The sequence below is a fragment of the Streptomyces bicolor genome (genome assembly GCF_000719285.1).
Lineage (GTDB): Bacteria > Actinomycetota > Actinomycetes > Streptomycetales > Streptomycetaceae > Streptomyces > Streptomyces bicolor.
On sequence record NZ_JOFS01000020.1, the window covers coordinates 78,672 to 97,935 of the forward strand.

The 19,264-nt window shown below is 70.1% G+C and carries 13 protein-coding genes; 3 read left to right on the top strand and 10 right to left on the bottom strand.

What is annotated here, in order from left to right:
* Positions 1-151: 151 nt before the first annotated feature.
* From IF78_RS0125470 to IF78_RS0125485, 4 genes are all read right to left on the bottom strand, one after another.
* Positions 152-1,444, bottom strand: coding sequence for a M50 family metallopeptidase (locus IF78_RS0125470; RefSeq protein WP_199921431.1), 1,293 nt, complete (start codon positions 1,442-1,444; stop codon positions 152-154).
* Positions 1,445-1,452: 8 nt separating this feature from the next.
* On the bottom strand, positions 1,453-2,709 hold the full coding sequence (gene dxr, locus IF78_RS0125475; RefSeq protein ID WP_031484969.1) for a 1-deoxy-D-xylulose-5-phosphate reductoisomerase: 1,257 nt from the start codon (positions 2,707-2,709) through the stop codon (positions 1,453-1,455).
* 179 nt (positions 2,710-2,888) lie between these two features.
* Positions 2,889-3,125 carry a helix-turn-helix domain-containing protein gene (locus IF78_RS43925; protein ID WP_037641197.1) on the bottom strand — a complete coding sequence of 79 codons (237 nt, stop codon included), beginning with the start codon at positions 3,123-3,125 and terminating at the stop codon, positions 2,889-2,891.
* Between the two features lie 43 nt (positions 3,126-3,168).
* Positions 3,169-5,115 carry an acyl-CoA dehydrogenase family protein gene (locus IF78_RS0125485; protein ID WP_031484971.1) on the bottom strand — a complete coding sequence of 649 codons (1,947 nt, stop codon included), beginning with the start codon at positions 5,113-5,115 and terminating at the stop codon, positions 3,169-3,171.
* Between the two features lie 364 nt (positions 5,116-5,479).
* On the opposite strand from IF78_RS0125485, the gene IF78_RS0125490 reads away from it, so the two are divergent.
* The 3 genes from IF78_RS0125490 (at position 5,480) to IF78_RS0125500 (ending at position 9,906) form a co-directional block, all read left to right on the top strand.
* Positions 5,480-6,493 carry a LacI family DNA-binding transcriptional regulator gene (locus IF78_RS0125490; RefSeq protein WP_031484973.1) on the top strand — a complete coding sequence of 338 codons (1,014 nt, stop codon included), beginning with the start codon at positions 5,480-5,482 and terminating at the stop codon, positions 6,491-6,493.
* A gap of 74 nt (positions 6,494-6,567) precedes the next feature.
* Complete coding sequence (locus IF78_RS0125495; protein ID WP_031484975.1) at positions 6,568-8,610, top strand: glycoside hydrolase family 31 protein; 2,043 nt, start codon at positions 6,568-6,570, stop codon at positions 8,608-8,610.
* Positions 8,611-8,718: 108 nt separating this feature from the next.
* Positions 8,719-9,906, top strand: coding sequence for a sulfotransferase family protein (locus tag IF78_RS0125500; RefSeq protein WP_031484977.1), 1,188 nt, complete (start codon positions 8,719-8,721; stop codon positions 9,904-9,906).
* A gap of 35 nt (positions 9,907-9,941) precedes the next feature.
* Here the strand turns inward: IF78_RS0125500 and IF78_RS0125505 are convergent, their stop codons facing one another.
* The 6 genes from IF78_RS0125505 to IF78_RS0125530 form a co-directional block, all read right to left on the bottom strand.
* Positions 9,942-10,658: a glycoside hydrolase family 12 protein gene (locus tag IF78_RS0125505; protein ID WP_031484979.1), complete on the bottom strand. Its 717-nt coding sequence runs from the start codon at positions 10,656-10,658 to the stop codon at positions 9,942-9,944.
* Positions 10,659-10,696: 38 nt separating this feature from the next.
* Positions 10,697-12,952: a glycosyl hydrolase family 95 catalytic domain-containing protein gene (locus IF78_RS0125510; RefSeq protein WP_051828165.1), complete on the bottom strand. Its 2,256-nt coding sequence runs from the start codon at positions 12,950-12,952 to the stop codon at positions 10,697-10,699.
* Positions 12,949-14,943 carry a beta-galactosidase gene (locus IF78_RS0125515; protein WP_031484983.1) on the bottom strand — a complete coding sequence of 665 codons (1,995 nt, stop codon included), beginning with the start codon at positions 14,941-14,943 and terminating at the stop codon, positions 12,949-12,951. Before IF78_RS0125515 ends, IF78_RS0125510 begins: the two co-directional genes overlap by 4 nt.
* Positions 14,943-17,168: a sialidase family protein gene (locus tag IF78_RS0125520; protein ID WP_031484985.1), complete on the bottom strand. Its 2,226-nt coding sequence runs from the start codon at positions 17,166-17,168 to the stop codon at positions 14,943-14,945. The genes IF78_RS0125515 and IF78_RS0125520 overlap by 1 nt, the downstream gene beginning before the upstream one ends.
* 118 nt (positions 17,169-17,286) lie before the next feature.
* A complete protein-coding gene (locus IF78_RS0125525) occupies positions 17,287-18,222 on the bottom strand; it encodes a carbohydrate ABC transporter permease (RefSeq protein ID WP_031484987.1) in 936 nt (311 codons plus the stop codon).
* Positions 18,219-19,253, bottom strand: coding sequence for an ABC transporter permease (locus IF78_RS0125530; protein WP_031484989.1), 1,035 nt, complete (start codon positions 19,251-19,253; stop codon positions 18,219-18,221). Before IF78_RS0125530 ends, IF78_RS0125525 begins: the two co-directional genes overlap by 4 nt.
* Positions 19,254-19,264: the final 11 nt, after the last annotated feature.

Here is a 19,264-nt window from a genome sequence, read left to right on the forward strand (position 1 = left end):
TCGTGGATCAAGGTCCGGTCCCGTCAGCAGCGGGCTCCAGGCTTCGAGATTACGGCACGGGCGCTCGGCCCAGCACATCACAGCCTGTAAACCCACTCATTGGAGGGCGGCCCGGGACAGATGATCCCGGGCCGCCGCGAACTCCGTATGACTAGGAGATTCTGACCGGGTTAACCACGTCCGCGACCAGTACGAGCAGCGTGAAGCAGATGAAGATTCCGGCGACGACGTAGGCCACCGGCATCAGCTTCGCCACATCGAACGGACCGGGGTCCGGGCGGCGCAGCACCTTCGCCGTGTTCCGGCGCAGGGACTCCCACAGGGCGCCCGCGATGTGGCCGCCGTCGAGCGGCAGCAGCGGGAGCATGTTGAAGAGGAAGAGCGAGAGGTTGAAGCCGGCCAGCAGGAACACGAAGGTCGCCAGCTGCTGGGATGCCGGAATGTCCAGCGTCGCGATCTCGCCGCTCACCCTTGCCGCGCCGACGATGCCCATCGGGGAGTCCGGCTCGCGCGGGCCGTCGCCGAAGGCCGCGTCCCACAGGGCGGGGATCTTGGAGGGCAGGGCCACCAGGGAGTCGACGGCGTCGCCGACCCGGTCGGTCATCCAGACCATCGAGTCGCCGAAGTCCTGCTTCACGACGCCGGTGGCCGAGCTGAAGCCGAGGAAGCCGGCCTTGACGTACTCGCCCTCGACATAGGCCCCGCCGGCGTCCTTCTTCACGACCCGGTTGGTGGCGATCTTCGCCTCCAGGGTCACTTGCTCGCCCTTGCGGTCGACGACGATCGGCACCTCCTTGCCGGCGCTGTCGCGGATCAGGTCGGAGAGGGTGTTCCAGTCGTCGGTCCGTACGCCGTCGAAGGAGACGATCTTGTCGCCGGCCTTCATGCCCGCGGCCGCGGCCGGCGACTCGGGGTCGGACGCCTTGCACTCGTCGCGGTTCTCGGTCTGGGCGATGACGCACGGGGAGACCGAGCTCACCGTGGTGGTCTGCTGCTGGATGCCGAAGCCCATCAGCACCGTCAGGAACAGTCCGAAGGCGAGGACCAGGTTCATGAACGGGCCCGCGAACATCACGATGACCCGCTTCCACGGCTTGCGCGTGTAGAAGAGGCGGGTCTCGTCACCCGGCTTGAGCTCCTCGAACGCGGCTGAGCGGGCGTCTTCGATCATGCCGCGCCAGGGCGAGGTGGAGCGGGCCTCGAGCCTGCCGTCGGGGCCGGGCGGGAACATGCCGATCATGCGGATGTAGCCGCCGAACGGGATCGCCTTGATGCCGTACTCGGTCTCGCCCTTGTTCCGCGACCAGATGGTCGGGCCGAAGCCGACCATGTACTGCGGCACTCGGATGCCGAACAGCTTGGCCGTGGACAGGTGGCCCAGCTCGTGCCATGCGATCGAGAAGAGCAGCCCGACCGCGAACAGCACTATGCCGAGGATGAACATCAGGGTCGTCATGCACGGGCCTCCGCCGTGTGTGCCGCCAGTTCCCGGGCGCGGCTGCGCGCCCAGGTCTCCGCTTCGAGGACGTCCGCGACGGTGAGGGAAGTTCCCGCGTTCGGGGTTCCGTGCTCCTCCACCACCCGGGTCACGGTCTCGATGATCCCGTTGAACGGCAGCGCGCCGGCCCGGAAGGCCTCCACGCACTCCTCGTTGGCCGCATTGAACACGGCCGGTGCCGTTCCCGCGAGTTCTCCCACGTGACGCGCGAGGTCGACCGACGGGAACGCGTCGTTGTCGAGCGGGAAGAACTCCCAGGTCGACGCCTTGCTCCAGTCGAAGGTGGGCGCGGCGTCGGGGACGCGTTCCGGCCAGCCGAGGCCGATGGCGATGGGCCCGCGCATGTCGGGGGGTGTCGCCTGGGCGATCGTGGATCCGTCCGTGAACTCAACCATCGAGTGAACATACGACTGGGGATGCACGACGACCTCAATGCGGTCGAAGGAAATGTCGTAGAGCAGGTGCGCCTCGATGACCTCCAGACCCTTGTTGACGAGGGTCGCGGAGTTGATCGTGATCACCGGGCCCATCGCCCAGGTGGGGTGGGCGAGGGCGTCCTCGACGGTCACGTTCGCCAGCTCGGCCTTGGTACGGCCGCGGAAGGGGCCGCCGGAGGCCGTGACCACGAGCTTGCGTACGTCCGCCCGCGTGCCGGACGCCAGCGCCTGGAACAGGGCGGCGTGCTCGGAGTCGACCGGGATGATCTGCCCCGGCTTGGCGAGGGCCTTCACCAGCGGGCCGCCGACGATCAGCGACTCCTTGTTGGCGAGCGCGAGCGTGCGGCCCGCCTCCAGGGCGGCGAGGGTGGGCGCGAGGCCGATGGAGCCGGTGATGCCGTTCAGAACGGTGTGGCAGTCGGAGGCGGCGACCTGGGTGGCCGCGTCCGGTCCGGCGAGGATCTCGGGGAGCGGCTCGCCCGTGCCGTACTGGGCGGCGAGTGCCTCGCGCAGGGCCGGTACGACGTCCTCGCGGGCGACCGCGACGGTCCGCGCCTTCAGCCGGTACGCCTGCTCGGCGAGGAGGGCGACCCGGCCGCCGTTCGCGGAGAGGGCGGTGACCCGGAACCGGTCGGGGTTGCGCAGCACGAGATCGATGGCCTGGGTGCCGATCGAGCCGGTGGAGCCGAGGATCACCACGTCCTTCGGGCCGTCGCCCGCCACGGGGTCGTAGACGAGATGCGGGTCGGCGAGGGGGGCTGGACTGTCGCTCATTCCCCCATTGTGGCGGGAACGGCTGTCGGCGTGGACAGGGTGTCCCGTTCGCCGGGTTACAGGATGGTGAGAGGTCACTGCGGGCAGTGACCTCTCGGGGCTTTTCCTGATCGGGCGGTGCCCCTTCTCCCGCTGACTCGGGCCCGGCGTCGCCTCGGCGATTTCGGGCGGACTGCCGCTCAGTCGGCCGCAAGGTCCGCGGGCGGAACATCAAGAACATGCGCGATCAGCAGGAATTCGTCGAGGGTTGTGTCGACGGCGCCGTGCTCGATGTGGTCGATCCGCCTGCTGCCGAGCTTGGTCACCCTGCCCAGATCCTGCTGAGTCAGTTCCTGGGCTTCGCGCAGGAGGCGGATACGCTCTCCGAGCGCACGGAGGCGGGTGTCCACCCAGTCGGGCCGGATATCGGATCGCATGGGTGGACTCTATTTCCGCCTGATCGCCTCAGCTGCCCGCGCCTCAGCGAATCGGACGGTGCACGTTCTCCCGCTGCGACGGGCCCGGGGTCGCGTCGGCGATCCACACGCCGCCGTCGTCCGACGGGTCGACGATGCCGCTCTCCAGCCACTCGTACGTGCCCGACATCACGCCCTTGACGACCTTGCGGTCGAGGTCGTCGGTGTTGGACCACAGGCGGCCGAACAGCTCCTCCACGCGCAGGCGTGCCTGGCGGCAGAAGGCGTCGGCGAGCTGGTAGGCCTCGCAGCCGTGCTCGCCCTGGCCGCGCAGGTGCTCGGCGCGGACGCAGACCGCGCTCATGGCGAACAGCTCGGCGCCGATGTCGACGACACGGCCCAGGAAGCCCTGCTTGGTCTCCATCCGCCCCTGCCAGCGGGACATGCCGTAGAAGGTGGAGCGGGCGAGCTTGCGGGAAGTGCGTTCGACGTAGCGCAGATGCGGCGAGAGGTCGACTCCGCGTTTGAACTCGCCGTATGAGTACGGCAGTTGCCCCTGGCCCGCCACCAGCTTCGGCAGCCACTTGGCGTAGAAGACACCGGCGTTCGCGCCCGCCTTGGCCTTGTCCTGGAGGGACTTGTCGGGGTCGATGAGGTCGCCGGCGACCGAGAGGTGGGCGTCGACGGCCTCGCGGGCGATGAGGAGGTGCATGATCTCCGTCGAGCCCTCGAAGATGCGGTTGATGCGCAGGTCGCGCAGGACCTGCTCGGCGGGGACGCCGCGCTCGCCGCGGGCCCGGAGCGACTCGGCGGTCTCGAAGCCTCGGCCGCCGCGGATCTGGACGAGTTCGTCGGCGATGAGCCAGCCCATCTCGGAGGCGTACAGCTTGGCGAGTGCGCCTTCGATGCGGATGTCGTTGCGGTCCTCGTCGGCCATCTGCGAGGCGAGGTCGGTGACGGCCTCCAGGGCGAAGGTGGTGGCCGCGATGAAGGAGATCTTCGAGCCGACGGCCTCGTGGTGGGAGATGGGCTTGCCCCACTGCTCGCGGGCCGCCGACCATTCGCGGGCGATCTTCAGGCACCACTTGCCGGCCGCGACGCAGGAGGCGGGGAGCGAGAGACGTCCGGTGTTCAGCGTGGTGAGCGCGATCTTCAGGCCGGCGCCCTCGGGGCCGATCCGGTTCGCCGCCGGGACGCGGACCTGGTGGAAGCGGGTGACGCCGTTCTCGATGCCGCGCAGGCCCATGAAGGCGTTGCGGTTCTCGACGGTGATGCCGGGCGAGTTGGTCTCCACGACGAAGGCGGTGATGCCTCCCTTGTGGGCTTCCGACTTGGGCACGCGCGCCATGACGACGAGGAGGTCGGCGACCACCCCGTTGGTCGTCCAGAGCTTGACCCCGTCGAGGATGTAGTCGTCCCCGTCCGGTACGGCGGTGGTGGCGAGGCGGGCCGGGTCGGAGCCGACGTCGGGCTCGGTGAGCAGGAAGGCGCTGATGTCGGTGCGGGCGCAGCGCGGCAGGAACCGTTCCTTCTGCTCGGGGGTGCCGAACAGCTTGAGCGGTTGGGGTACGCCGATCGACTGGTGGGCCGAGAGCAGCACGCCGATCGCGGGGGACGCCGAGCCGGCCAGGGTGAGGGCCTTGTTGTAGTAGACCTGGGTGAGGCCGAGACCGCCGTACTTGGTGTCGATCTTCATGCCGAAGGCGCCGAGTTCCTTGAGCCCGTTGATCACCTCGTCGGGGATCCGGGACTCGCGCTCGATCAGGGCGCCGTCGACCTTCGTCTCGACGAAGTCGCGCAGTTTGGCGAGGAACTCCTCGCCGCGCTGGGCGGCCTCGTCGGTGGGCATCGGGTGGGGGTGGATGAGGTCGAGGCGGAAGCGGCCGAGGAACAGTTCCTTGGCGAAGCTGGGCTTGCGCCATTCCTGTTGCCGGGCCGCCTCAGCCACCTGGCGGGCCTCACGTTCGGTGACAGTAGGGCGTCCGGAGGACGACGTGGGTGCTGCGGACATGAGGCTCACCTCGCCGTGAATCGGGATCATGGGCCGTTTGGTTACCGACGGGTGCTACCCGATCGTATGTACCCGATTCCGGGCGACCCCACCACCCTGCGTGCAGCCGTTCAGCCGATGACCTCGCTGCCGGACTCGATGGGATGCTTCCGGGGGACGGTTCGTGTGCGATCCTCGGTGGCCGCCGACCCCGCCCCGCAGGTTGCCCCCACGGCGCCGGCACTCTCGTACGAGAAAAGCTGTCGAAGCGCTTCGACAACCTATGGACACCCGCGCGCGCCAGAGCTAGTGTCGAACCACCCTCACACCCACCCCTGTACCCACCGCGCACTGTCGAAGCGCTTCACAAAGCTTGGAGAGCTGGATGGTCACCCTCGCCGAGGTCGCCCAGCACGCCGGAGTCTCGGCGAGCACGGTGAGCTATGTCCTCAGCGGCAAGCGGTCGATCTCCGCGACCACCCGGCAGCGGGTCGAGCAGAGCATCCGCGAGCTCGGCTACCACCCGAACGCGGGCGCCCGCGCCCTGGCCAGCAGCAGGTCGAACATCATCGCGCTGATGATCCCGCTGCGCACCGACATGTATGTGCCGGTGATGATGGAGATCGCCATCGCGGTGGCCACCACGGCCCGCACCCACGGCTACGACGTCCTGCTGCTGACCGGCGAGGAGGGCCCCGACGCCGTCCGCCGCGTCACCGGCAGCGGGCTCGCCGACGCGATGATCCTGATGGACGTCCAGCTGGACGACGAGCGGCTGCCGCTGCTGCGCGGCACCGACCAGCCGTCCGTGCTGATCGGGCTGCCCGCCGACACCACCGGGCTGACCTGCGTGGATCTCGACTTCAAGGCGACCGGCGCGCTGTGCGTGGAGCATCTGGCGATGCTGGGGCACCGCGACATCGCTGTCATCGGAGAGGCCCCGGCCGTCTACGAACGGCACACCGGCTTCGCCGAGCGGACGCTCGACGGACTCCGGCTGCGTTCCCAGGAGTTGGGCATGCGGCTGCTGCACCGGCCGTGCGAGGGCGGGTACGACGCGATGGCCGTCACCCTCGCCCGGATCCTCGACGAGCGCGCCGGCACCACCGGTTTCGTCGTGCAGAACGAGTCGGCGGTGGAGCCGCTGCTCGCCCTGCTGCGCCAGCAGGGCCGTGCCGTGCCCGAGGACGTGTCGGTGGTCGGCATCTGCCCCGACCAGGTCGCCACCCAGGCCTCGGTGCGGCTGACGTCCGTCTCCATCCCCGCGCAGGAGATGGGCCGGCATGCCGTGGAGCAGCTGGTGGCCAAGCTGGACGGGCGCGGGAGCGACGAAGTCCTGTTGATCGCACCCGAGTTGACGGTCCGGGCGAGTACGGGACCGGCGCCGTCGGCGTCCTGACGCCCTTTGCTTCACGTGCTTGTACGCACGTCCCTGTCTGCTTTCCTGTCTGCTTTCCTCCAGGAGCACGCCTCGTGTATCAGCCTGCCGAAAACCAGCCCAAGGTCAGTCTCGCGCAGTCGTCCCCCACCGTCGGCACGTTCCGCGAGCGGGACGGCGCGCTCGAGTGGAGCGGCCGCCAGGAGACCGTTCGCGTCGAGCCATGGGGGCCGGACGCAGTCCGGGTGCGTACCCGGCTCGGTGGACCGATCCTCGACGGGCTGCCGGGTGCCCTTCTGGACGAGCCTGCGGCCACGGCGAGCTCGGTCAAGATCGGTGACGCAGAGGCGCAGTTGACGGTGGGCGCCCTGACCGTTCACGTCGACGCCGAGGGCCTGATCCGCTTCGTGCGCACGGATGACTCCGCCGAGCTCCTCGCAGAGGCTCGCGCCCACTTCTGGTGGCCGGGACCGCGCCTGTACACCGCCGTCGGCAACGGCTACCACCGCCTGGAGCAGCGCTTCGCCGCGTACGACGACGAGAAGCTGTACGGCCTCGGCCAGCACCAGCACGGACGGTTCGACCAGAAGGGCCTGGTCCTCGACCTCGTCCAGCGCAACGCCGAGGTCGGCATCCCGGTCCTGTCCTCCAGCCGCGGCTACACGCTGCTGTGGAACAACCCGGCGATCGGCCGCGTGGAGCTCGCGCACAACGGCACCCGGTGGGTCGCCGACTCCGCCCGCCAGATCGACTACTGGATCACCGCGGGCACCCCGGCCGACGGCCAGCGCCGCTACAGCGCGGTGACCGGCCGTACGCCGATGCTGCCTCAGTGGGCGGCGGGCTTCTGGCAGTGCAAGCTGCGCTACCGCACCCAGGACGAACTCCTCGCCGTGGCACGGGAGTACAAGCGCCGCGGTCTGCCGATCTCCGCGATCGTCTGCGACTTCTTCCACTGGACGCACCTCGGCGAGTGGAAGTTCGACCCGAAGGAGTGGCCGGACCCGGCGGCGATGGTGCGTGAGCTGGACGAGCTCGGCATCAAGCTGGTGGTCAGTGTCTGGCCTTCGGTCTCGCCGCTCTCCGAGAACCACCCCGTCATGGAGCAGCGCGGCTACTTCATCGGCACCCAGTACGGGCCGATGGCGCACGCCGACTGGCCCGACAAGGAGGTGGCCTCCACCGTGCAGGTGGCGTTCTACGACGCCACCAACCCGGATGCCCGCGAGTTCGTGTGGTCGCGGGTGCGGGACAACTACCTTGTCCCGTACGGCATCACCGCCTTCTGGCTGGACGCCTGCGAGCCGGAGCTGAAGCCCGGCTTCCAGGAGAACCTGCGCTACTGGTCGGGCCCCGGCCTGGAGGTCGGCAACAGCTACCCGGCCGAGAACTCCCGCACCTTCTACGAGGGCCTGCGCGCGTCCGGCGAGGACGAGGTGATCACCCTCAACCGCTCGGCCTGGGCGGGCAGCCAGCGCTACGGCGCCGCCCTGTGGTCCGGCGACATCGGCACCGACTTCCCGACCCTGCGCCGCCAGATCGCCGCCGGACTCAACACCGCGCTGTCCGGCATCCCCTGGTGGAACACCGACATCGGCGGCTTCCACGGCGGCGACCCGGACGACCCGGCGTACCGCGAGGTGATGGTCCGCTGGTTCCAGTTCGGCGCCCTGTCCCCGCTGATGCGCCTGCACGGCTTCCGCGACCCGGGCATGCCGCTCGGCCCGGAGATGACCGGCGGTCCGAACGAGGTGTGGTCGTACGGCGAGGAGGCCGGCGCGATCCTGGAGAAGTACCTGCGGCTGCGCGAGCGCCTGAAGCCGTACGTGCTCGAGGTCATGCGGGAGGCCCACGAGGAGGGCCTGCCGGTGATGCGGCCGCTGTTCCTGGAGTTCCCGGAGGACCAGGCGGCCTGGTCGGTGGACGACGCCTACCTCTTCGGCCGCGATCTGCTGGTCGCGCCGGTGCTGACGGCGGGCGCGACGGCCCGCACGGCGTATCTCCCGGCGGGCGCCGACTGGACGGACGCGTGGACCGGTGAGACGTACGAGGGCGGTACGACCGTGACGGTCGACGCCCCGCTGGACCGCATCCCGCTGTTCCTGCGGGACGGGGCGCGGCTGCCTGTAGCGGAGTAGCCGTGCGGGAGGGGGTGGCCGGCGGGTGGAGGTCTTCCGGCCACCCCCTCCGCATGTTCGGCCAACTTCCTTACGGCCTCGGCCAGTTCGACGAGATAGGTTCCCTGCATGTCCTCGTCTCCGCTCACTCTCACCCTCGCCAATGCGCTGCTGCGCCCCGGCTTCGGCTCCCGGCGCGATCCCGACCGGGTCTTCGACAGGATCGCCGCGGAAGCCGGGGAGGCGCCCGGTGACGAGCAGTTCGTCGACGGCTTCCGTTCGCTGCTGGGCTGGTGGGCGAAGGCCGAACGGCTCACGCCGGTCGGCTGGCAGTCGGCGCAGGCGCATGTACGCCGGCATCTCGCCAACCGGGCCCGCATCCGGCGGCTGATCGCCGAGCACCCGGAGATCGAGCGGGAGCCGGTCGAGAAGCCGGTGTTCGTGGTGGGGCTGCCGCGCACCGCGACCACGGTCACGCACGCCGTCCTGTCGCTGTCGGACGATCACCGCAGCCCGCTGCTGTGGGAACTGCTGGCGCCCGACCTGGAGTTGCCGCCCCGGCAGCGGCGGAAGGCGATCACGACCGGGCGTCGGATGGTCCAGGGCACGGACCTCTTCGCGCCGCGCTTCCGGGACATCCACGCGATGGTGGCCGAGGGTCCGGAGGAGTGCACGTTCGCGCTCCCGCACGCCCTGATGCCGTTCTCCCAGGCCCGTATCCCCGAGTACCGGGACTGGCACTGCGCGCGGGACTTCGTCCCCGACTACCGGTATCTCAAACAGGTCTACCAGGTCTTGCAGTACGGCCGTCCGCGCCGCCGCTGGGTGCTGAAGTCCCCCATGCACCTGGAGAACCTGGACGCCCTGCGCACGGTGTTCCCCGACGCCACGATCGTCTGGTGCCACCGTGACCCGGTCACCGCCGTGGCGTCCTTCTGCAGCCTGATCGAGCACGGCATGGCCGTCAGCTCCCGCCCGCTCGACCTGCCCGGCATCGGCGCCACCTGGCTCGGCCTGTTGAGCCGGGCCATGACGCGCGGCATGGCGGCCCGTGCCGCCATCCCCCCGGAGCAGTTGGTGGACGCCCCGTACTCCTGGCTCGGCTCCGATCCGGCCGCCGGCGCCCCCAAGCTGTACTCGGCCGTCGGCGCCCGCTGGACCGACGCCGAGGCGGCCAGGCTGCCCGAGGCCGTCGCCCGCCCGAAGGGCAGCCGCCCGCACCGGTACGACCTGGCCCGCTACGGCCTGACCCGTGCCGAGGTCGAGTCGGCCTTCGCCGGCTACAACGCGCTGCGGGCCGAGGTCGACCGCGCCTGAGGAGGACGCGGACCGACCCCGGCCCTGATGTCGCATCAGCCACCGTTGATGGTCAGGTTGTTGGTGTTGAAGTTGAGTCCGCCGGACGACGAGGTGATCTCATAGCCGAACTGGACGTCACCGATGGTCTCGTTGCTGGACATCCAGCCCTTGGTGTAGGCGAGCCACTGGAGGATCGGCTTGATGTCCACCGTGCCGGAGTTGGAGTCGGATGTCCGCAGGAACGAGAACACCTGGTTCGCCCCGTTGGTGCCCCGGTAGACGTTCCAGTTGTGGCCGCCGAGCGTGACGGTGCTGTCGTAGCCGCCGATCGGGCCGACGGCTCCGTTGTGGTTGACCCAGAGCATGATCTCGTACTGGTGGTCGGTGTCCCAGATGTCGTACGCCGTGTTGTACGCGCCGGACGACGGGACGCTGACGTTGTAGTCGCTGGTGAGCCAGCCGAGAGACGCGATCGACTTGTTGATCGCCTTCGTCGAGTTGGGGTAGGACTTGATGCCGCCGGTGTTGGGGTGGTTGGCCCAGACACCCCAGTTGGTGCCGGAGTTGGCCCAGGTGCATTGGCTACCGGCGCCGGAGCCCCAGATGTTGTTGTAGAGCGTGTAGCCGTTCAGGTTCGTGCTGCCCCACTGGTCGCAGGTGTTCCAGACGGCGGCCGAGGCGGGGGCGGAGGCGAGTCCGACGGTCGCGCCGAGGGCCATCGCCGGGGCCAGCACCGCCATGGTTATCTTGCGCAGTGCGCTCTTTGCCATGGTGTCCCTTTCCATGGGTGGGGGGAAATGCGGGGGGATTACCACGCCCCCAACGCGAGGACGTGGTCTTCTCCGGCGACGAGGTCGAGCGGCTGTGTGTCGCCGTCGTCGCCGGATGAAGTCCGGATTTCGACGCGGACGGTGCGGGACGGCCTCACGACCGCCGTCGCCCCGTCGCGCGTCCAGCTCAGATCGACCTCCGCGCCGAACCGCGTGCGTACGCCCCGGAGGCGGCCCTCCGGGAGGGTGGGGGGCAGCGCGGGCAGCAGGACCAGGCGGTCCGGGGTCGACTGCACGAGCATCTCGATCAGTACGGCGGGCAGGGTGTGCGCGGCGTCCGCGTTGTAGACGCTGCGGTTCGGGTAGTGGGAGCTCATCAGGGAGGCGTGGAAGAAGTCGCCGCCCAGGACCTGGTCGAGGGCTTGGGCGACCCGGTCGGCGTCCCGGAGGCGGGCCGCGATCAGGGCGTGGTGGAGGTGGCCGTGCGCGGAGTCGTTCTCGGCGCCCCGCAGTTCGAGGGCGCGGTGGGCGGCCGCCGCGAGGTGGGGGGTGTCGTACGGGGTGATCTCGTCGAGCGGCCAGACGCCGTAGAGGTGGCTGAGGTGACGGTGGTCGTAGGTGTCCGCCAGGCCGGGCCAGGCCCATTCGGCGAGGGCGCCGTCCTCGTTGATCCGGTGCGGGGGGAGGCGGTCGGCGAGGGCGCGCCAGCGGCCGGCGTCCGGGGTGTCCGGGTGGTACTGGGCGGCCGTGAGCAGGGCGTGCCGGGCCGCGGAGAGGTCCATGGCGGCGTTGATCGTGCCCCAGCTCGCGTTGGCCGGGCGGTTCTCGGGTGAGTAGGAGGGGACGACGACGAGATGCCCGTCGTCGTCGGTCCGGGTGAGGAAGTCCTCGTAGAACCTGGCCAGTTCGGCGAGGACGGCGGCGGTGCGCGGGTCGCGGTCGCCGCGTGTCTCGTCGTGGTCGACGAGGGGCTTGAGCAGCCAGTCGGTACCGGCGGTCCACAGGTGAAGGGGGTACTCGCGGTTGAAGTGGTAGAGGTGCCCGGACTCGCCGTCGGTGTGGGCGGGGGCCACGACGCCACGGGTGCCGAAGATCGCGCGGGCGTTGTCACGCCAGTGGGCCACCTGGCCGTGGATCAGGGTGGCGTGGGCCTCCGTGACCTCCGGGAGCGCGGCTGCGGCGGCCGATGCGGTCTGGAGGTTGAGGTTGGCGTCGGTGGTGAAGGCGCCCGACCACGCCGTGTCCCAGTCGCCGGTCCACAGGCCGGTCAGGCGGGGCGGGAGCATGCCGGAGGCGGAGAGGAGGTGGTAGCGGCCCGCTGCGAAGAGGCGTTCCAGGAGGGCCGGACTCTTGGTGCGGCTGACCAACTCCGACCCGGGCAGAGCGCGTTCGGCGGGGTTCGCGCACAGGTCGAGGGTCACGCGTTCGTAGGCGGCGCGGTGGAGCAGGGTGTGGCGGTCGAGGAGGTGGGCGAACGCGCCGGACTCGGTGAGCAGGTCGTGCAGGGCTTCGACGTGGGTCGCCGTGTCCAGTTCGCCGATGTGTCGCACGACCCGGGTCAGGAGGAGGACGGATGCGGCTCCGGTGACGCGTGCGCCCGGCGGGACGAGCGCGGTACGGCCGCCCGTCGGCACGACCAGGGTCATGCCGGTGTAGGCACGGTCGCTGTCGGGGTAGCGGACGCGGAGGGTGAGGAGGGCCCCCTCGGAGGCGCGGACGATGCTCTGGCCGACCATGAGTGCGGCGGGGGCGCCCGGGAGCCGGTGGTCGAGGGTGACGACGAGGTCGGCCGCCTCGACCTGCTGGACGACCACGTCGTCCGCGCGGGAGACGAAGACCCGGCTGCTCCAGTCCGTGCACTGCGCGTGCGTGATGCCGGTGGCGAAGTCGACGGACCGGCGGTAGCCGGAGGTGTCGGCGGCCGGGCGGCGCAGTCGTATCTGGAAGGCGGGATGGAAGGGCTGCACCCACTGCAGCTCCCGCCCGTCGGTGAAGCGCTCGGCCGCTGTCACGTCTCCGGCGAGCAACTTGTCCTGGAGGGACGGGAGTTCGGCGGCGAGCGCGGGCGGACGAGCGTGTTCGCCGCCGTTGGGGCGGACCAGGGTGTGGTGGTTCACAATCACCCGGTCGTCGTTCGGATCACCGAACACCATGACGCCGTGCCGGCCGTTCCCGCTCAGGAACGCGTCCTCCCAGCGGCCGGCGGGGGCGGGTTCCCAGGTGCCGTGCACGGGGGCGGTCGGCTCGGACGCCGGGGATACGGGGCTGGGACTGCCGGGGCTCGTAGGGCTCATGGCGCCAACTCCAGCACGGCAACCCCGTACCGGCCCAATTCCATGGTGTCGGTGACGTCCGCGCCGGTCAGCAGGTCGCGGTGGCGGCCCGGCACCGGCACGGTGACGCCGTCGCGCCCATGGTTGAGCAGGAACAGCAGCCCGCCCCGCCGTACGGCCTCCACCCCGGCCGGGAGCCCCGCGAGGGTCGGCCGTACGCCTGCTTCAGCGGCGATGTCGACGAGGAGCGTGCGCAACACGTGCGGCTCGGGGAGGGTCGAGACGTACCAGGCGCGGCCCTTGCGCAGGACGGCCGGGAGTCCGTCCAACTCGCCGCCCTTGTAAGGGATGACGGCCTCCACGTCGTCCGCCGCCTCGATCTCCTCGGACCACAGGGTCCCGTGGAAGCCCTCGACGTCGGCCTTCTCGCCCGCGTCGAGCGGCCACCACTCGTGCAGCACGCGGATGCCGAACAGCTCGCGCAGCCGTACGTCCATCCCACCGGGACGCACACGGTCGTCCTCGTCGGCGATACCGGTCTGGAAGCCGGCGACGAGGGTGCCGCCTGCGTTGACGTACGCGACGAGGTTGCCGATCGCGGCGTCCGTCATCAGGTACAGCTGCGGGACGACGACCAGCTTGTAGGCGGACAGGTCGTGCTCGGGGTGGGCGAAGTCGACGGTGGTGTTCGCCTCCCACAGGGCGCGGTGCCAGGCGCGGACGACCTGCGGATGGTCGGCCTCGGAGGACAGCCGCCCGTCCTGCTGGCTCGCCCACCAGGCGTTCCAGTCGAGGAGTAGGGCGACCTCGGCGGCCTCGACCCGGCTGTCGGCCACCTTCTCGCTCAACTGCGCGAGTTCGCCGCCGATCCGCTTGACCTCCTGGAAGGTACGGCCGTGCTCCCCGGCATGGCTGACCATCCCGGAGTGGAACTTCTCCGAGCCCTGCCGGGACTGCCGCCACTGGAAGTAGCAGACGGCGTCGGCGCCGCGGGCGACGGCCTGGAGGGACCACAGGCGGTTGAGGCCGGCCGGTTTGGGGTGGTTGACCCCGCGCCAGTTGACCGGTCCGGCGGCCTGCTCCATGACCATCCAGGGTCCGCCGCGGGCCTGCGAGCGGGTCATGTCATGGACCAGCGCGCCGGACTGCCCGCCGAACGGATCCCTCGGGTCCGGATAGACGTCGATCGACACGACGTCCTCCTGCTCGGCCCAGGTCCAGGCGTCCAGGCCCTGCCACACCGCCATGAAGTTGGTGGTCACCGGGATGTGCGGGGTGTGCCGGGCGACGATGTCCCGTTCGGCGAGGTAGCACTCCAGCAGCGCGTCGGACGTGAACCGCTTGAAGTCCAGCACCTGCGTGGGGTTCTTCATGTAGTGCGCCCGGCGCGGCGGCAGGACCTCATACCAGTCGCCGTAGCCCTGGCTCCAGAAGGCGGTCCCCCAGGCCTCGTTGAGCGCGTCGAGCGTGCCGTACCTGTTCTGCAGCCAGCGGCGGAAGGCGGCCTCGGCCTCGTCGCCCCAGTCATAGGTGCAGTACTCGTTGTTGATGTGCCACATCCGCAGGGCCGGGTGGCTGCCGTAGCGGGCGGCGAGGTCCTCGGTGATGGCGGCGGCGTAGCGGCGGTAGGTGGCGCTGGAGTGGGAGAAGTGCTGGCGGGAGCCCCACCACTCGGTGCGCCCGTCCTCGTCGCGCGGCAGTGTCTCGGGGTGCAGGCGCCCCATCCACGGCGGCGGCGAGGAGGTGGGCGTGGCGAGGACGACGCCGATGCCGCCTGCGTGCATCAGGTCCATCAGCCGGTCCAGCCAGCCGAAGTTCCGCTCCCCCGGCCGGGGTTCGAGCTTCGCCCAGGAGAAGACGCCGAGGGTGACCGAGTTGATCCCGGCCTCCTTCATCAGGCGGACGTCCTCGTGCCAGGTCTCCTCGGGCCACTGCTCCGGGTTGTAGTCGCCGCCGAAGAGGAGGCGGCCGCGGGTGGCGTCGGCGAGGGTCGGTCGTTGCGATTCGGGCATCACACCGGGTCTCCGTACTGGACGCCGCGTCCGTTGGTGGCGAGGTAGACGCGGCCGTGGATGCGCGGGTCGCCGATGACGGCCGTGCCGATCCAGCCCCACTGGTGCCGGTCGTCGTTGATCCGCACCCAGGTTCTGGCCCCGTCGTCGGAGCGGTGGACGCCGGTGACGGCCCCGATCGTGCCCACCTGGTAGATCGCGGGGTAGTCGGCGCCGTCCGCGGCCCTGCCGAAACCGAGACACTCCGAGGCCCCGACGCCGGCGATCTTCGAGAAGCTCTCGCCGCCGTCGGTGGACCGGTGCAGGCCCTCCCCTTTGGCGCTCAGCCACAGGTCGCCGGATCTGCCCGGCGCCGTGACCAGCTTGAACTGGCTGTCGCCGGAGGGCAGTCCGGTCGCACGGGCGGTGAAGGTACGGCCACTGTCAGTGCTGGCGAGTAGCGTTCCTGTGTCGGTGTCGTACGCGTAGAAGAGCGTCGGGTCGGCCGGGTCGGCGACCGGCGTGGCGCCCTTCGGGAAGGAGGTGACCTCGGACCAGGTGGCGCCGTTGTCCGCGGAGCGGTAGGCGGGGTACTTCGTGCCGTCCCAGTGCACGAACACCCAGAGCAGCACGCTGCCGTCGGCGTTGGTGGCGATCGGCCCGGGCGCGTCCTTGGCGAGGGAGGGCTGAGCCTTGAAGGGCGCCCAGGTCTGCCCGCCGTCGTTCGAGTAGGCGCCGTTGCCGTTGTCGCCCCAGCCGGTACGGACGACGTACGCCGGCTTGGCCGCGGCCTGGGCGAGCCCCGCAGCCGACCCGAAGACGGGGTTCGACGCCATGCCGCGCGAGGGCGATGCCGTGAGCGACTCGTGGTACATCACACCGATGTCCCCGTTCCCGCTGATCAGATGCGCCTCCCCGACCGGGGGCGAGATCAGCATGCGCACGGACGTCTCCTCCAGGCCGCGGATCTGCGGGGCCCAGTTCCTCAGGTCCCGGGTGCCGTAGAGGGTGGCGCCGGTGCCGTAGACGATGTGCCGCGAGTCGTACGGGTCGAGGGCGAGGGCCTGGATCCACCAGCCGAACTTCGGCTTGTCCTGGCCCCACTTGAGGTAGGGGGTCTCGGAGACGTCGAGGACGGCCGTGTCCTTCAGGGACGTCCAGGTGCGGCCGCCGTCGGTCGTCCGGTACAGGGTGTCGATCTCCGCCCACCGGTTGTTGGTGGAGACGACGACGGTGCCGGGCCGGCGGGCGTCGACGGCGACACCCCCGTACCCGAAGGCGTCGGCGGATCCGTCGGCTGCGGTCCCGCCCGGCTTGACCGGCGTGACCTCGGTCCACTTGCCGTTGAGGGTGCAGAGCTTGTGCACGCTGCCGTCGGACTGGCCGTTGGGGCCGGGCGCGTTGGCGTAGGTCACGTACAGCTCGCGGGTGTACCGGTCGTACGCGGCCCGGATCGGGACCTTGGCGGCGGTGCCGGAGGGCTGGCCGGGGACGGCTTCCCAGGTGGTGCCGTCGGCGGTGCGGTAGAGGTTCTTGGCACTGGCCGTGCCGTCACCGTCGCCCCAGCCGGCGTAGAGGATGCGCCCGGCGGCGACGAGGAAGGTGACGCCCTGCCCGGTGGCGCTCGGGGAACCCGGGAATCCGGTCACGGCTGCCCAAGTCGCGCCCCGGTCGGTCGACTTGAGCAGCCCGTCGTGCCGGGTTCCCAGCCACAGAGTGTTGCTGTCCCGCGGATCGACGAGCAGCCGCTCACCCGTACCCCGGCCGTCCTCGTTGGCGCCGAGCTTGACGCCGAGGTCGGCGCGGGTCCAGGTGGCGCCGCGGTCGTCGGACCGCAGGATCGCCCCGTTGCCGGCCCAGGACTGGGTGTAGGTGCCCAGGGCGAGGTAGACGCGGTCGGGGTGGGTGGGGTCGACGGCGATGGCCTCGACACCGGTGAGGTTCCAGTCGTCCGCACCGAGGTGGTCGGTCAGCGGGACCCAGCGGGCGGTGCGGTCGTCCCAGCGGTAGGCGCCACCGATGTCGGTACGGGCGTAGGCGAGGCCGCGCACGGCGGGGTGGAAGAGAACGCCGGTGATGAAACCGGTGCCGCCGATGACGGCGTTGCGCCAGCGGTAGGCCGGCGCGGCGGTGGCGGCCGGTGCCATGGCCAGTGCCCGCCCGGGGAGGCACGGGACGGCGGTGAGCGCGGCGGTCGCCGAGGTACCGGCGAGAACGGCACGTCGGCTCGGAGCGGACGCGGGCATGACATACCTCGTTCCGTGCGGTGGGGAGAAAGCGGTGGGGAGAAAGGGGAAGCTTGGGCCCGCCGCGGCCGACCGCTGATGGCGGCAGGTCGGCCGCGGCGGAGTCGGAATGTGCGGCTCAGCCCTTGATGGCGCCGGTGAGCATGCCCTTCTTGAAATGCTTCTGGACGAAGGGCGACAGCACGGCCACGGGCAGCAGGGCCATCACCATGACCGCCATCTGGATGGCCAGCCCGGACAGCTGACCGGTCTTGATGGCCTGGCCCAGGCCGACCGGCGCTTCCTGCTTCTGCACGAGCTGGATCATGACGTTCTGCAACGGCATCATGTCCTGCTGGTTCAGATACAGGGACGCGTTGAACCAGGCACTCCAGTACCCGACGGCGTAGAACAGCGTGATCACCGCGAGGACGGCCCGCGACAGCGGCATGACGATCTGCCAGAGGATCCGCAGGTCCCCGGCGCCGTCGATGCGTGCGCTGTCGATGAGTTCCTGCGAGATCCCCATGAAGAAGCCGCGCAGCACCAGGATGTTGAAGACGCTGATCGCGCTCGGCAGGATCAGCGCGAGATAGGTGTCCGTCAGGCCGAAGGACTGCACCAGAAGATAGGTGGGGATGAGGCCGGCGCTGAAGAACATGGTCGCCAGCAGTGTCATCAGGATCCAGCGGTGGCCGAGCGAACCGCTGCGGGACAGACCGTAGGCACAGAGGACCGACACCGTCATCGAGAACAGCGTGCCGACCAGGGTGACGAGGATGCTGACGATCGTGGCGCGGGTGACCTGGCCTCCGCTGAGCAGCTCCTCGTAGGCGATGAAGGTGATGCCCTTGGGCACCATCACCAGGCCGCCCGCCTCGTCGATCGTCTTGCGCGAGGACAGGCTGGTGACGACGACGATCCACAGCGGGAAGAGGATCGCCAGGCAGGCGAAAGTCAGGGCGATGCCCTTGCCCGCTAGGCCGGCCTTGGACGGCTCCTCCTCCCACGCCGGGCGCTCGGGTGCGGCCCACCGGCGGGGCTTGTTCGCCGGTTTGTCGATGACGGCGGTCACTTCTTGTACACCCCCTGCTCACCCATGAGATGGGCCACCTTGTTCGCGGCGAGGACCAGGCCGATGCTGACCACGCCCTTGACGAGACCGGCGGCGGCCGCGTAGCCGAAGTCCTGGTTGCGCACGCCGTTCCACCACACGAAGGTGTCGAGCACCTCCCCCGCGCCCGGTCCGACGCCGTCACGTTGCAGCAGGATCTGTTCGAAGCCGACGGTCAGGGCGTCGCCGACGCGCAGCACGAGGAGGAGGGCGATCACCGGGCGCAGGGCGGGAAGCGTGACGTGCCACATACGGCGCCAGCGTCCGGCGCCGTCCATCGCGGCGGCCTCGTACAGGTCGGGGCTGACCGACGCCAGGGCGGCGAGGAAGATGATGATCCCCCACCCGGCGTCCTTCCACACGCTCTGCGCGGTGAGCAGGAAGGGGAAGGTGTCCGGGTTGGTCATGATATCCAGGCCGTCGTACCCGTTCTGCCTGAGCAGCTGGGAGAGCATCCCCGCGCCGCCGAACATCTGCTGGAAGACAGCGATGACCAGCACCCAGGAGAAGAAGTGCGGGAGGTAGAGAACGGCCTGCGCGAACGCGCGCACCCGGGGCCGGACCACGCTGTTGATGAGCAGCGCGAGCAGGATCGGGATCGGGAAGAACAGCAGGAGCTGGACGAAGAACAGCACGAGCGTGTTCTCGACGGCGTTCCAGAAAGCGGAGTCCTCGAAGATCCGCTGGAAGTTCTCCATGCCCACGAAGGGGCTGTTGAGCATGGAGACGATGCCGTTGTCGCTGATGTAGGGGTCGTAGTCCTGGAAGGCGACGATGTTGCCGAGGATCGGCAGGTAGTTGAAGACCAGGAGGAGCAGGACGGCCGGCAGCGTCATGAGGAGCAGCACGCGGTCGCGTCTGAACCTGAGCCGCAGGCTCAGCTTGCCCGAGCCTCGTTTCTCCCGGGGGCCGGTGGCGCCGTCGGACGCCACCGTGGTCTTCACCGGTGTGCTGGCCTCGGCCTTGCTCCGAGGCACCGTGCTGTGGGACACAGCCGTTCTCC